The 14,710-nt window shown below is 31.4% G+C and carries 15 protein-coding genes, 1 tRNA gene and 1 pseudogene; 10 read left to right on the top strand and 7 right to left on the bottom strand.

The window, feature by feature from the left end:
* Positions 1–25: 25 nt before the first annotated feature.
* Positions 26–886: a hypothetical protein gene (locus P8H50_RS01610; protein WP_300204914.1), complete on the bottom strand. Its 861-nt coding sequence runs from the start codon at positions 884–886 to the stop codon at positions 26–28.
* A gap of 101 nt (positions 887–987) precedes the next feature.
* Here P8H50_RS01610 and proS point away from each other — a divergent pair.
* The 4 genes and pseudogenes from proS to P8H50_RS01590 all read left to right on the top strand — a co-directional run bounded on the left by proS (position 988) and on the right by P8H50_RS01590 (position 3,528).
* A pseudogene (proS, locus tag P8H50_RS01605) lies at positions 988–2,466 on the top strand (proline--tRNA ligase).
* A 149-nt stretch (positions 2,467–2,615) separates the two neighbouring features.
* Positions 2,616–2,687 (top strand) — tRNA-Glu (locus P8H50_RS01600).
* A gap of 28 nt (positions 2,688–2,715) precedes the next feature.
* Entirely contained in the window at positions 2,716–2,967 is a 252-nt protein-coding gene (rpsT, locus tag P8H50_RS01595) for a 30S ribosomal protein S20 (RefSeq protein ID WP_300204912.1), read from the top strand.
* Between the two features lie 192 nt (positions 2,968–3,159).
* Positions 3,160–3,528: a hypothetical protein gene (locus P8H50_RS01590; protein WP_300204910.1), complete on the top strand. Its 369-nt coding sequence runs from the start codon at positions 3,160–3,162 to the stop codon at positions 3,526–3,528.
* Between the two features lie 80 nt (positions 3,529–3,608).
* Here the strand turns inward: P8H50_RS01590 and rho are convergent, their stop codons facing one another.
* Positions 3,609–5,285, bottom strand: a complete 1,677-nt coding sequence (gene rho / locus P8H50_RS01585; RefSeq protein WP_300204908.1) for a transcription termination factor Rho — start codon at positions 5,283–5,285, stop codon at positions 3,609–3,611.
* Between the two features lie 204 nt (positions 5,286–5,489).
* Between rho and P8H50_RS01580 the strand changes: the two genes are divergently transcribed.
* Both P8H50_RS01580 and P8H50_RS01575 read left to right on the top strand, forming a co-directional pair.
* On the top strand, positions 5,490–5,900 hold the full coding sequence (locus P8H50_RS01580) for a DUF4293 domain-containing protein (protein ID WP_300204906.1): 411 nt from the start codon (positions 5,490–5,492) through the stop codon (positions 5,898–5,900).
* A 152-nt stretch (positions 5,901–6,052) separates the two neighbouring features.
* Entirely contained in the window at positions 6,053–6,466 is a 414-nt protein-coding gene (locus P8H50_RS01575; RefSeq protein WP_300204904.1) for a hypothetical protein, read from the top strand.
* A gap of 65 nt (positions 6,467–6,531) precedes the next feature.
* Here the strand turns inward: P8H50_RS01575 and P8H50_RS01570 are convergent, their stop codons facing one another.
* Positions 6,532–7,023 (bottom strand): metallophosphoesterase family protein, encoded by a 492-nt coding sequence (locus P8H50_RS01570; RefSeq protein WP_300204902.1) that lies wholly within the window; start codon positions 7,021–7,023, stop codon positions 6,532–6,534.
* Between the two features lie 104 nt (positions 7,024–7,127).
* Between P8H50_RS01570 and truA the strand changes: the two genes are divergently transcribed.
* The gene (truA, locus tag P8H50_RS01565) at positions 7,128–7,880 is read left to right on the top strand and encodes a tRNA pseudouridine(38-40) synthase TruA (RefSeq protein ID WP_300204899.1); all 753 of its coding nucleotides are present in this window, start codon (positions 7,128–7,130) and stop codon (positions 7,878–7,880) included.
* Positions 7,873–9,639: an ABC transporter ATP-binding protein gene (locus P8H50_RS01560; protein WP_300204897.1), complete on the top strand. Its 1,767-nt coding sequence runs from the start codon at positions 7,873–7,875 to the stop codon at positions 9,637–9,639. Before truA ends, P8H50_RS01560 begins: the two co-directional genes overlap by 8 nt.
* Positions 9,640–9,667: 28 nt before the next feature.
* Here P8H50_RS01560 and P8H50_RS01555 read toward each other — a convergent pair whose 3' ends face one another.
* Genes P8H50_RS01555 through folP form a run of 4 tightly spaced genes read right to left on the bottom strand, consistent with a single transcriptional unit; the run spans position 9,668 to position 12,743 of the window.
* Positions 9,668–10,396, bottom strand: coding sequence for a DUF3667 domain-containing protein (locus P8H50_RS01555; RefSeq protein WP_300204894.1), 729 nt, complete (start codon positions 10,394–10,396; stop codon positions 9,668–9,670).
* 27 nt (positions 10,397–10,423) lie between these two features.
* The gene (gene cdaA, locus P8H50_RS01550) at positions 10,424–11,215 is read right to left on the bottom strand and encodes a diadenylate cyclase CdaA (RefSeq protein ID WP_300204892.1); all 792 of its coding nucleotides are present in this window, start codon (positions 11,213–11,215) and stop codon (positions 10,424–10,426) included.
* Between the two features lie 34 nt (positions 11,216–11,249).
* Positions 11,250–11,921, bottom strand: coding sequence for a hypothetical protein (locus tag P8H50_RS01545; RefSeq protein ID WP_300204889.1), 672 nt, complete (start codon positions 11,919–11,921; stop codon positions 11,250–11,252).
* Complete coding sequence (folP, locus tag P8H50_RS01540) at positions 11,922–12,743, bottom strand: dihydropteroate synthase (protein ID WP_300204886.1); 822 nt, start codon at positions 12,741–12,743, stop codon at positions 11,922–11,924.
* 105 nt (positions 12,744–12,848) lie between these two features.
* Between folP and P8H50_RS01535 the strand changes: the two genes are divergently transcribed.
* Positions 12,849–13,397 (top strand): DUF1599 domain-containing protein, encoded by a 549-nt coding sequence (locus tag P8H50_RS01535; protein ID WP_300204884.1) that lies wholly within the window; start codon positions 12,849–12,851, stop codon positions 13,395–13,397.
* Positions 13,398–13,401: 4 nt separating this feature from the next.
* Positions 13,402–14,709, top strand: coding sequence for a BT_3928 family protein (locus P8H50_RS01530; protein WP_300204882.1), 1,308 nt, complete (start codon positions 13,402–13,404; stop codon positions 14,707–14,709).
* Position 14,710 lies beyond the last annotated feature (1 nt).

Here is a 14,710-nt window from a genome sequence, read left to right as displayed (position 1 = left end):
CTTTTTCTGTTTTTTAAATTTTCATCTAACCTCTTCTTCTACCTCCTGATGAAGACCTAGACGAACCAAAAGATGACCTAGAGCTTCTTGTTGATGATGCTCTTGGAGCAGATGTTCTCGTTCTTGGCGTAGTTGACCTTACTCTTGGCGTAGAACTATTACTTCTTGTTCTTGGAGTGGTTGACCTTACTCTTGGTGTAGCACTATTGTTTCTTGTTCGTGGAGTAGTTGTCCTAACTCTTGGTGTAGAACTATTGTTTCTTGTTCGTGGCGAAACTGATGTTCTTGTTCTTGTAGAATTAGTTCTTGTTCTTGAAGTTGTTTGAGGGCTTCTGCCTAAAACAGAATTCCTACCATAAACCGCTCCTCTTCTTGTTGAATTATAAGCTAACCTGTTATTCCATGCATATCCATTATTCCATCCCCAATTATTCCAACCAAATCCATTGTTCCAACCAAATCCATTGTTCCAACCCCAATTATTCCAACCCCAATTATTCCAACCAAATCCGTTATTGTAAACGTTTATAGAAACATCTCTACTATTTTCTCCCCAAGAGCCATAACCTGAAGAAACATTATCAATTCTATTCTCTTCATCAGAATAATTACCTTCATACGAATCTATATCTACAAAAACTTCTTCACTATCACTAGAATTCATTTGTAAAGATTTCTCACTAAAGAAATCTTTATAGTAATTACTATCATCTTGTGCTTTAACACTTTCATCTAAAACAACTTCTTGTTCATCATAGTCATCACTATAAACGCCATCACTGTCTTGCCCAACATATTGATAAGACCCACAAGAAGTAAGTACAGAGACTAATAAAACTAATACACATGCTGTTAATTTATTTAATAAGTATTTTTTTAATTGCATAACTGTTTATTTTTTATTGTTGAACATAACAAAAATAGTTAGTTTTGTCAAACTATTTCTTTTTTTAACATAATCACAATATTTGTGCCAAAACCCTATATATGAGCAAAAAACTCACTACACGAGTAGAAGACTATTCTAAATGGTATAACGAACTAGTCGTAAAGGCTGATCTAGCTGAAAATTCTGCAGTTAGAGGTTGTATGGTTATAAAACCATATGGCTATGCTATTTGGGAAAAAATGCAAGCAGAATTAGATAGAATGTTTTAGGAAACAGGTCATCAGAATGCATATTTTCCTCTTTTTGTGCCGAAAAGTTTATTCGAAGCTGAAGAAAAAAACGCTGAAGGTTTTGCAAAAGAGTGTGCGGTTGTGACACATTATAGGTTACAAAACGACCCTGATAATCCAGGAAAACTCCGTGTCGATCCTGAGGCAAAGTTAGAAGAAGAACTTGTTGTAAGACCCACGAGTGAAGCTATTATATGGAATACATATAAAGGCTGGATACAATCCTACAGAGACCTACCTCTGCTAATAAATCAGTGGGCAAACGTTGTTCGCTGGGAAATGCGAACACGTTTATTTTTAAGAACTGCAGAATTTCTTTGGCAAGAAGGCCATACAGCTCACGCAACAAAAACAGAAGCGCTAGCTGAAGCCGAAACCATGAATAATGTGTATGCTACATTTGCAGAAAACTTCATGGCAATTCCAGTTATTCAAGGCTTAAAATCTGAAAGTGAGCGTTTTGCTGGAGCAGATGAAACTTACTGTATTGAAGCATTAATGCAAGACGGAAAAGCACTTCAAGCTGGAACGTCTCATTTTTTAGGACAAAATTTCGCAAAAGCTTTTGATGTTAAATTTACTAACAAAGAAGGTAAACAAGATTATGTTTGGGCAACTTCATGGGGAGTTTCAACTCGATTAATGGGAGCTTTAATAATGACACATAGTGACGACCAAGGACTTGTTCTTCCTCCAAATCTGGCACCAAATCAAGTTGTTGTTGTACCTATATACAAAACTGAAGAACAACTTGAAGAAATAACTAAAATTGTAAACAACATTTTAAAAGACTTAAGATCTAAAGGCATTACAGTCAAATACGATAACAGAACAACGCATCGTCCAGGAGCAAAATTTGCCCAACACGAATTACAAGGAGTCCCTTTACGAATAGCTATTGGATTGAGAGATCTAGAAAATGGAACTGTTGAATTAGCTCGTAGAGATACATTAACAAAAGAAACCGTAGCAATTAATTCTTTAACAGAAAAGGTCGAAGGTTTAATGACCGAAATTCAAGAATCATTATACAATAAAGCCTTAAAATTCAGAGACTCCCATATTACAGAAGTAGACAATTTTGAAGATTTCAAAGCTATATTAAAAAACAAAGGTGGTTTTATATCTGCACATTGGGATGGTACTGTAGAAACAGAAGAAAAAATAAAAGAAATAACTAAAGCTACTATAAGATGCCTTCCTTTAGAAGGTGAACTTGAAGATGGATTTTGTGTTTATTCTAAAAAACCTTCAAACCGTAGAGTATTATTTGCGAAAGCATACTAAATAAACTTTTTTTAAAAAAAGTTTATTTAACTATTGCAAGAGTAGAAAATAGTTGTATTTTTGCATCCGCAATGGAAACGTTGTAAAGTTATTTGAAAAGTTTTGCATAAATAAAAATATAATTTATATTTGCACACTCTAAAATAAATGGCCCGTTCGTCTATCGGCTAGGACGCATGGTTTTCATCCATGTAAGAGGGGTTCGATTCCCCTACGGGCTACAATTTTTTAATAAAAAAAAATAAACAAATGGCAAATCATAAGTCAGCATTAAAAAGAATTAGAAGTAACGAATCTAAGCGTTTAAGAAATAAATATCAGCACAAAACAACTCGTAATGCTATAAAGAAATTACGTGAGTTAACTGACAAGAAAGAGGCTGAAGTTTTATTGCCTTCAGTAGTTTCTATGCTTGACAGATTAGCTAAGAAAAATGTTATACATGCAAATAAAGCAGCAAATTTAAAATCTGGTCTAGCCAAGCATGTTGCTTCCATCTAGTTAGATTTACTATAAATTTAAAAAAAGCCTATCGAACAATCGATAGGCTTTTTTTGTTTTCTAAAGACTAAACCAAATAATAAAACTCATTCATTTATTAATTAAAAAATTAATAAAAAAAGGATTGAACTTGATTCCAAAAAAATTAAATTTGTAAAAATTATAAAGAAATTAATCATTTAAACTTCTATATTGAAAAACACTAAAGCAATTACTTTAACAAATAAGATCCTTAACGATCTTGATACAACAGGAATCAATAATGAAACTCTAATAGACGATATTAAGAAATTAAGAACCTATGCCATTGAAGAAGAAATACCTTTATTAGTTAAAGTACTTAGATACACATGTGAACATATTGAGGAAAACAACTCTTTTCTTATTCCAATGCTTAATGATGAGCCAATTGAAGAAAGTGAGGAGATTGGTATTGAAGACACCAATCAGGTTTCTCCTTTAGAAAGTCTTAAATATCTAATTGCTCTATCTAAAAATTTAGAGAACAAAGGAAATATTGCAGACTTAAAGGAATACAAAGCCTTATTAATTGCTTATTAATATTTAATAATACATATAGAAAATAAAAAAGCCTTGATTTAAATATCAAGGCTTTTTTATTTATTTATATAAATACATCTTTAACCATTCATTGAGATTAAAAACTCTTCGTTATTTCTAGTTTGCTTAAAGCGTTCGTTTATAAATTCCATTGCTTCAACCGGATTCATATCTGCAAGATATTTACGCATTACCCACATTCTTTGAATAGTTGTTGCATCTAATAAAATATCATCACGACGGGTACTTGACGATGTTAGATCAATTGCTGGGAATATACGACGATTAGAAATCTTACGATCTAATTGAAGTTCCATATTACCTGTTCCTTTGAATTCTTCAAAAATAACTTCGTCCATCTTAGAACCCGTTTCTGTTAAAGCTGTTGCAATAATAGTAAGAGAACCTCCATTTTCAATGTTACGTGCCGCACCAAAGAAACGCTTTGGTTTATGCAAAGCATTAGCATCTACACCACCAGAAAGAATTTTTCCTGAGGCTGGCTGAACAGAATTATAAGCTCTTGCCAAACGTGTTATAGAATCTAGTAGTATAACTACATCATGTCCACATTCTACGAGGCGCTTTGCCTTTTCTAATACAATATTTGCTATTTTAACGTGCTCATGCGCTTCTTTATCGAAAGTTGACGCAATAACCTCACCTCTAACATTACGTTGCATATCTGTTACCTCTTCAGGACGCTCATCGATTAGTAAAATCATTTGATATACTTCTGGATGGTTAGCAGCAATTGCGTTTGCAACATCCTTAAGCAACATGGTTTTACCTGTTTTTGGTTGCGATACAATCATGCCACGTTGTCCTTTTCCAATCGGAGCAAACAAATCCATGATACGTGTTGAAATTGTACTTTGTCTTTCAGCAATATTAAATTTCTCTTGAGGAAATAATGGTGTTAAGTGCTCGAAAGATACGCGATCTCTGACCACATCTGGACTTTGCCCATTAATCTTGTTAACTCTAATTAACGGAAAATATTTCTCACCTTCTTTAGGAGGCCTTACATTTCCTAATACTGTATCTCCAACCTTTAATCCAAATAAACGAATTTGTGATTGTGACACGTAAATATCATCTGGAGAGGATAGGTAATTATAATCAGATGAGCGTAAAAAACCATACCCATCTTGCATAACATCTAAAACACCTTCGCTTTCTATTATAGCATCAAATTCAAAATCTGGTTCGCGATAACGGTTTCGGGTATCGCTATTACCATGTGTATTCCCGTTTTTTCCTTGATTTCTATTCTGGTTATTATTTTGACTCTTTTTGGTGCTTGCCTGACGACTTGGAGCATTATCCTTTTTGTCGTCTTTTTTATTTTGATGATTATGAACAGGCTTTTTGTGCTGTGGCTTTGGCTGCTGAGGCTTAGCTGGAGCTTTTGCTTGTTTATTATTTTCTTTTTCTTCTTTAGAATCTTTATTTCCTTCCTCTTTAAAAGCTATGGTCTCTTGTTTTACATTTTGTTTGGGCTTAGATTCTTCATTAGATCTTGGCTTTGGCTTGTTTGACACTGAGCGCTGTAAACGTTCTCTCTTTGGTTTTGGAGTCGCAGGTACATCTGCTTTTACCACTTCTACAGCTTTTGGATTTGCAGCTTGCTTATCTAAGATTTGATAAACTAAGTCTAATTTTTTTAACGAACGAAACTTTGAAATGCTAAGTTTTTTTGCCATTTCCTGTAGCTCAGGAAGTTTCATTTCTTTTAATTGTGAGATTTCAAACATGAATTGTTTAATTGAATATTTTTAGAAAAATATGTTGTTGATAATTTCCGAAGAAAAATATAATATGATTTTGAAGAATTAACGTATTGCTAATGTGTATGTTGCAATGCGCACATGCAATTATACAACTTTATTTTAAGTTTTTAGTTAAAATTTCCAAAAGAAGTTATATTTTTGATGCTTAAATTATTCGATTAAAAATAAATGATACAACGTATTCAATCTGTATATTTACTGCTATCCGCTGGAATATCTGCTGGATTGATTTTTGTGTTTCATTTGTGGATAACAAACGAGGATATTAAAATCTTCGCTATCGATGAGCTTGCGTATTTTGGACTGTTTTTAGGTTCTGCGGCTTTATCTTTGTTATCTGTATTTATGTATAAAAATAGGAAGTTACAATTTGTATTGGGACGACTTAACATCATATTAAACTTTATTTTACTAGGATTTTTTGCCTATCAATCTCTAAATATATCTGGAGAAGCTTTGGTTTCTGAGAAAGGTATTGGGATTTTTCTTCCAATTCTGTCTATTGTTTTGCTGGCTTTGGCTAATAAAGCAATTAAAAAGGATGAAGATCTCGTAAAATCTGTAGATAGATTGCGATAAACCTAACATCTTAGTAGTATTAGTGCGTGAGCCCAAGGTGAAGATCTTGGGTTTTTTTGTGCGAATTAACTTTCTAAATATTTGGATAAGACAATAAAAAAGTGTAGGATATAGTATTATTAATTATAAAATTTATTAAAATTATGGAATTTATGAAAAGGAGATTGATTGTTTTGCTATTATTAGTATTTACATTATCAATATCCTGTGAAAGTGAAAAAACAAACGCTCAAAATTCAGAACCAACTTTATCTGAGGCAGAAAAAAGCAATATTATTAACAGGTTAGAAACTGTTTTTAGTGCTCAAGCTAAAAAACCCGTAAAGTTTACCAAGTCTAAACTTATTAAAATAGATGGAATATCTTATTTAAGATTATGGCATGAAGACAAGGTAACAACAACTCTTTTAAACACTCAAAACAAGAGAACATTGGTTGATGCAGGTGTTTCTTGTACATCAACAGCTTGTGCTAATAGTCCAACTGGCTGCATTCCGGATTCAGAAACTGGATGCTCTGAATGTACTGAAGATCCAGAAGATTGCACAAGAACAATATCTGGATAATATTATAGTCTAATACTTAATAAAAAAAACCGAAGTTTTTGCAACTTCGGCTTTTCTATTTAATGTCATTTAGAGAACTCAATAACCTCCAAATTTTCAATCTTTTTACCATCTATTGTAAAACGAAGCATAGTTCGCACCTTATGAAACCCATGTTTGCCAACTGCGCCAGGATTCATATGGATTAAATTTAGTTTTTTATCTGGCATAACTTTTAAAATGTGTGAATGTCCACAAATAAAAATTCTGGGCGGATTTTTATATATCTCCTCTCGCACTCTAACATTGTATTTATTTGGGTAACCACCAATATGTGTAATCCATACATCTACACCTTCACACATAAAACGATTATTCTCAGGAAACTCCATACGTATTTTATCGCCATCTATATTACCATAAACAGCTCGCAAAGGTTTTAGCTTAGAAATGGCATCTGTCACTTTTAAATCTCCTATATCTCCTGCGTGCCAAACCTCATCAGCTTGTTTTATGTGTTTTAATATAGCATCATCAATGTGGCTATGAGTATCAGAGAGTAGAAGTATTTTTTTCATTTATGCTGAACTTGTTTCAGTATCTTTTTTCTTATTATTTAGCATTTCTTTAGGAACAAAAACAATTATCTTTGTCACTTTAAAAAACAAAAGTACAAGTTTCTTTGCGATATTTTATAGAACTCTCATATAACGGAAAAGCATATCATGGTTGGCAAATTCAACCTAACGCCATCTCTGTACAAGAAGTTTTAGAAAAAGGCCTTTCTACTTTATTAAAAGAACCAATTGCTACAATGGGAGCAGGAAGAACAGATGCTGGTGTTCATGCCACGCAATTATTTGCCCATTTTGATACTGAAGCACTATTTGATATCAAAACGTTAATTTATAAGCTTAATTCTTTTTTGCCTGAAGACATTGCCATTAAAAGCATCTTTAAAGTAAAAGCTAATTCTCATGCTCGTTTTCATGCAACTAGTAGACAATATCTTTATAGAATTGCTTTAGAAAAAAACCCATTTAATAAGGAGCAAGCCTTTTTATTAAAGCCTAAATTAAACATAGACAAGCTAAAAGCAGCCACCAAAATCTTATTAGACTATAAAGATTTTCAATGCTTTTCTAAAAGTAATACAGACGTAAAAACGTATCATTGTAATATAATGAAAGCTGAATGGAGCCTTGTTGAAAACGAACTTCATTTTATAATAAAAGCAGACCGCTTTTTAAGAAATATGGTTCGTGCTATTGTAGGCACATTAATTAATATTGGTATTGGTAAAATTGAGGTAGAAACGCTTCACGATATTATTAAATCTAAAAACCGAAGCGAAGCTGGATTTTCTGTTCCTGCACATGCATTATATTTAACAAAAATTGAATATCCAGATTCTATAAAATTAAAAATTGAGTAAGACTAAAGAAAATATATTTGACATCTCCTTATTTAAACGCCTGTTTGAATATACAAAACCGTATAAAACTGTTTTTTATGGCGTACTCATTTCTGTTTTAATTATTGCTGGTTTAAGTATTGCCACACCTAAATTACTGCAAATAGCAATAGACGACAATATTAAAGCATTACAAGAAGAAGGTTTTTTGTATTTAATAATATTAATGATTGTTCTGCTTTTACTCCAAACTGTCTTTCAGTTTTTCTTTCAGTTTTATGCAGCTTGGTTAGGACAAAATATTGTACAAGATGTTCGTGTGCTTCTATTTAACCATATGTTAAAGTTCAAAATGAAGTATTATGATAATTCTTCGGTAGGAACATTAATAACGCGTGCTGTAACAGACATGGAACGTATTGCAGATATTTTTGGCCAAGGACTTTTTATGATTATGAGAGACTTAATGGTTATGCTTGTTATTTCTGTATTCATGATCTACACAAACTTTAAATTAAGTGTAATAGTTTTTGTAACCATGCCAATAGTTATGTATGCCACTAAGATTTTTCAGCGCTACATGAAAAAAGCTTTTGAGGAAGTAAGAACAGAAGTTTCTAACCTAAATTCCTTTGTACAAGAGCGTGTAACAGGAATGAAGATTCTACAACTATTTACAAGAGAAAATACAGAGTATAAAAATTTTAAAGTTATAAACGAACGCCATAAAAAAGGTTGGTTAAAAACTATTTTATACAACTCTATTTTCTTTCCAATTGCAGATTTTCTTTCAGCTATCACCTCTGGATTAGTTGTCTATTTCGGTGGTTTAATGGTCGTAGTTTCTGGTACAGCAAGCGAAGGAGACTTATTTATGTTCATTATGATGATTCCGCAGTTATTTAGACCCTTAAGACAAATTGCAGATAAATTTAACACGTTACAAATGGGAATGGTTGCTGCTAAACGTGTGCTTAAAGTGATTGATACTACTTCACAAATAGATGACACAGGAACTATTGAAGCTTCTCACTTTAAAGGTGCTATTGCTTTTAAAAACGTACACTTTAGCTATGTAGAAAATGAAGAAGTTTTAAAAGGTATTTCTTTAGATGTAAAAGCGGGAGAAACAATTGCTATTGTAGGCTCAACTGGAGCAGGAAAATCTACAATTATTAATTTATTAAACAGGTTTTATGAAATTAATAGTGGTATTATTTCTATTGATAATGTAGATATTAAAACAGTTACATTAGCGTCACTAAGAAGTCAAATTGCTGTTGTGCTTCAAGATGTATTTTTATTTGCAGACACCATAATGGCAAATATTACGCTTAATCATCCAGATATTACCGAAAATCAAGTCATACAAGCAGCAAAAGATATTGGGATTCATGAGTTTATTTCTAGTTTACCTAATGGTTATCATTACAATGTAAAGGAACGTGGTGCCATGTTAAGCTCAGGACAAAGACAACTTATTTCGTTTTTAAGAGCATATGTTACTAATCCTAGTATTTTAATTTTAGATGAAGCTACTTCTTCTGTAGATTCTTACTCAGAGCAACTTATACAAAACGCTACAGATAAAATAACCAAAGGCAGAACATCTATTGTTATTGCTCACAGATTAGCTACCATTAAACAAGCAGATAAAATTATTGTTATGGATGCAGGTGAAATTGTTGAGCAAGGAACACACAACGAATTGCTTAAAAAGAAAAATGGCTATTATAGAAATCTTTACGAAGTACAGTTTTTAAAGGCAGATGTTGCTTAATATTTAGTTTTAAATAAATTCAAAACTATTAAGTTAAACCTTTAACAAGCAACATAGATAAAAATCCCATAATAATTATAGCAAAGAAAACACAACTTAAAAGTAATATAAATAAGATTGTTTTCCATAGTATTCTTTTTAAGCTTAAACTAAGAATTCTTTTAAAAACATAAGCGGTGTAAAATACTTGTAATACCAACATTACTACTGAGGCTGTACTAAATTGCACTCCAATAGCAAGACAAGAAACAATAATAATTGAACTTAAAATAGAAAAATGAGCTGCAGTATACATGTTTAATACTAAGTGCTCAGTAAAATTATATTTTTTAATATTATAAAAAGTAAGCTTCGATAATAAGGCATAAAAAGGTACAATTAACATAAAGACTATAGATTGAAATTCTTGCATGAAATTCATATAACCTTCCATCGCTTTTTCATCTCCAGACCTTGCAAAAGAGCTCATATCGACTAATTCAGGATAAAACTTATTTTGAAAATAGATTTGAAAACCACTTAATGTAATCGCAATTGCAAAATAACTAATTACATTAACATACTTTTTACGCGTACCATTTATATAACTTCCAATGACTTCTTCGGGTTTTGTAAATAAGTGTAAAAATGTTCTTAGAAATTGATTATCGTAGTTTAAATAGCGATACGCAAAATCTTCAAAAAGATTACGCATCGTTAACCTGTTCTTAATCACTTTTGCTCCACAGCCATTACAGAAGTTGATTTGTTGTGGCAAAAGACGTTTACAATTTTTACAAACCATTTAAATTAAATCTTCTTTAATAATCTCTATTAACTCTGTTGAATCTTTAAAATCTACAAACGTTCCGTTTTTAAAACAAGAAATCTGCCCTGTTTCCTCACTAACAGTTATGGCAATAGCATCTGTTTTTTCTGTAATTCCTACTGCTGCCCTATGTCTTAACCCAAAACGTTGAGGAATAGTTTTTTCGTTATTAACTGGAAGTATAACACGTGTAGCTTTAACTATGTTATTCTCAATAATTATGGCACCATCATGAAGCGGACTGTTTTTAAAGAAAATGCTTTCTATAATAGGTTGTGTTACTTTAATATTCATTTCGTCTCCTGTAGTTACCAAAAAATCTAGATTATTTTCGCGCTCTAATACTATTAATGCACCAGTTTTGGTTGTAGACATTTTATTACAAGCGGCAATAATAACATCTATATCTGTAGAAGATGCAGAGACACCATCCATTTTCAAGAACTTTACATGCTTTAAAAAGCTACGTTTACTTGCAAAGTTTGTAGAACCAATCATTAACAAGAATTTTCTAACTTCTTGCTGAAAAACTACTATTAATGCAATAAAACCAACACTTATAAAACCACCAAGGATTTTGGTAAGTAATACCATTTGTAAGGCTTCTACTATTAAATAGATAAAGTAAATAAACACAATACCTAGAAAAATATTAATAGCAACCGTTCCTCTAACTAACCTATAAACATAGTATAAAAGTAAAGCAACTAAGAAAACATCTATATAATCTTTAATACCAAAGTTTAAAATGTTGTTGAAAATTTCCAATTGAAAAATATTTATTTAAGATTGACTAAATATATTAATTAATGATATATTCGTGATTATTAATTGTAGTATTCTCTAAATTTAATTGAGATAATTTATATTTTAATGTAATGTAATCTTGAAAAGAGAGTATTTCATTAAATGATAATTTAACGTTAACTTTCTCATTGTTAACAGGAAGAGATTCTTTTAAATTAGTTTCAAAATCATTAATATTGGTTTCAAAATCATCTTTATCAAGTGGATAGACAATAATTTTATTAAGATTTAAAACTACAATGAAAATTGTATTCTCTGGTTCAATTTTTCCATCTTTATCTTCTCTTTCATAATCATATACCACATCTGTAAAATCAACAAACCCTAAATTTTTAATACTAGTAGCATTACAAGTAAAATAATTACGAACGTTTTTATTTTTATGGTCTGAGTTTCTTTTTTTCTCTTGCAACTTAATAATAGATGGTATTACTTGTTTTAGCGTTAAACGTTTATCTACATTTACTAACCAATTGGTAGAAATTATCAAATTGTTTTTATTTAACTCTAAACTGTCTGGTTTCGTCTCATCGTAAAACAAATAGGCTGGAGAGACGTCTGTTATTTCTGTAATTTTAGTATTTTGAATCTCTGGTAATAATACAGATTTTTCTTTTCCGCAAGCGCATAAAACCAAAAGACAAAAAGCTATTAATAATTTTTTCATTTATTTAAATTGATTAAAAAGTGTGACACATTCTACAGCTTCTTTAACATCGTGAACACGTAAAATTTTAGCTCCTTTCTGCAAAGCAACCATGTTTAATGCAGTAGTTCCATTTAAAGCTTTATCTGCAGTAGTGTTTAATGTTTTGTAAATCATAGATTTTCTGGAAACTCCAACTAACAAAGGCATATCTGCAATATTAAATCCTTCTAATTGGTTTAATAATTCGAAATTTTGTTCTAGTGTTTTTGCAAATCCAAATCCTGGATCAATAATTAGATCTTTTATTCCTAAAGCTCTTGCAGAGGCTATTCTTTCAGAGAAATAAAAAAGTACCTCTTTTAAAATATTGTTATAGTTAGCGTGCTCTTGCATGGTTTGTGGTGTACCTAGCATGTGCATCATAATATATGGCACTTGAAGCTTTGCAATGGTTTCTAACATAGTATTATCTAAATGTCCTGCAGAAATATCATTTATCAATGCTGCTCCATTATCAACACATTGTTTTGCTACTTCTGCTCTAAACGTATCTACAGAAATAATACTATTTGGAAACTGCTTTACTAGTAATTTTAGTGTTGGAAGTATACGCAAGAGCTCTTCTTCTTGAGACACTTCATCTGCATTTGGTTTAGAACTATAAGCACCAACATCTATAAATGTGGCACCATCATCCAACATTTTTTGTACTTGATTAATGATTTTTGATTCGTCTTTATAAAACCCACCATCGTAAAAAGAATCTGGAGTAACATTAAGAACACCCATTACTTTTGGTGTTGATAAATCTACAAGTTTGCCTTTACAGTTAATAGTCATAGATACCTTTAAATTTATTGTTTGTACCACATTTAAAAAGTATAAACGTGAAACCTTGAATTTTAAATAATTTTATGCGAAATTTACGGAAAATTGAATCAAAAGATGCAAAATACTTCAAAACAATACGATGCTGTTATAGAAACATGCCGCAGCCTGTTTATTAATAAAATGAGTGACTATGGAAGTGCTTGGCGAATATTGCGTTTACCATCGCTTACAGATCAAATTTTTATTAAAGCACAACGTATTAGAAGTCTACAACAAAATGAGGTTAGAAAGGTTGATGAAGGTGAAAAAAGCGAATTTATAGGTATTATAAATTATTGTATTATGGCACTTATTCAATTAGAAAAAGGTGTAGTAGAGCAACCAGATTTAACAACAAAAGAAGCTACTGTTTTGTATGATAAAAAAGTAAATATTACAAAACAATTAATGCTAGACAAAAACCATGATTATGGTGAAGCTTGGCGAGATATGCGCGTAAGTTCTTTAACAGATTTAATTTTACAAAAACTATTAAGAGTTAAGCAAATTGAGGATAATGCCGGAAAAACAATAGTAAGCGAAGGTATAGATGCTAATTATCAAGACATGATAAATTACGCCATCTTTGCTATGATACACTTATCGAATACAAATTCTAAATAATATTATGAAATACTTAGTACACATTTGCAGAATACTCGTAGGAGGTTTATTTATTTTTTCAGGACTAATAAAACTTAACGATCCATTAGGTTTCTCTTATAAGCTACAAGAATACTTTAGCGAAGAAGTTTTAAACCTACCTTTTTTAGATGGTTATGCACTAGGAATCTCTGTATTTGTTGTAGTTTTAGAAGTTGTTCTGGGCGTGTTTTTATTAATTGGTTACAAAAAGAAGTTTACAGTTTGGTTGTTATTAGCTATGATTGTGTTTTTTACATTCCTGACCTTTTATGCTGCTTATTTTGAAGTTGTTAAAGATTGTGGCTGCTTTGGAGATTTCTTAAAATTAAAGCCTTGGGAGAGTTTTAATAAAGATTTAATTCTCTTGATTCTAATACTTGTTTTAGTAGTTGGCATGAAACACATTAAGCCTATTTTTAGCAAATTCCCAACTACCATCTTAGCATTATTAGGTTTTATAGGTAGTTTATGGTTTGGTTACCATGTATTAATGCATTTACCTACTTGGGATTTTAGAGCCTATGCAGTTGGCAAAAACATTGCTGATGGCATGGTGGTTCCAGAAGATGCACCAAAAGCCATACAAGAATTTACTTGGACTTTTAATGTAGGTGGTGAAAATGTGGATTTTGTAACCGATGGAGGTTACCCAACTGTAGATGGAGAATATGTTGGTGTAGAAACAAAAATTATTGAAGAAGGCTACGATCCTCCTGTAAAAGATTTTTCTATTGAAACAGATGACGAAGACTTTACTACTCAATTTTTAGCAGAAGACCACCTTGTTATGGTTGTAGCTTACAGCTTAGAAAAAGCAAACGAAGACGGTTTAAAAAACATTAAAAAGGTAACAGATAAAGCGATAGAAAATGGATATACAGTTATTGGTTTAAGTGCTTCTGGAAGCGAAGCGAAGCAATATGCAAAAGAAACTTATGGTTTTAATTTCGACTTCTATCTGTGCGACGAGAAAGCATTAAAAACTGTAGTGCGTTCTAATCCAGGCATCTTAAAACTAGAAAAAGGAACTGTTATACAAAAAGAGCATTTTAATGATGCTGAAGATTTAGACATACCAGTTGTTGAGCGTAAGCCTAAACCTGTTATTATAGAAAATAATGCTTATTTTATTAATGATGAAGAAGTAAGCAAAGCAGAAACCGATGCTTTAGACCCAAAGACAATTGAAAGTATAAATGTTATAAAAGAAGGATCAGAATTAGACATTCTTAATTCTGCAACATCAAGTAAGTATACAGGATTAGTAAAAATAACTTTAAAAGAAGAATAAT

The organism is Lacinutrix sp., assembly GCF_029238095.1.
In the GTDB taxonomy this organism is placed as follows: domain Bacteria; phylum Bacteroidota; class Bacteroidia; order Flavobacteriales; family Flavobacteriaceae; genus Lacinutrix.
This window is presented reverse-complemented; position numbering and strand designations above follow the sequence as displayed.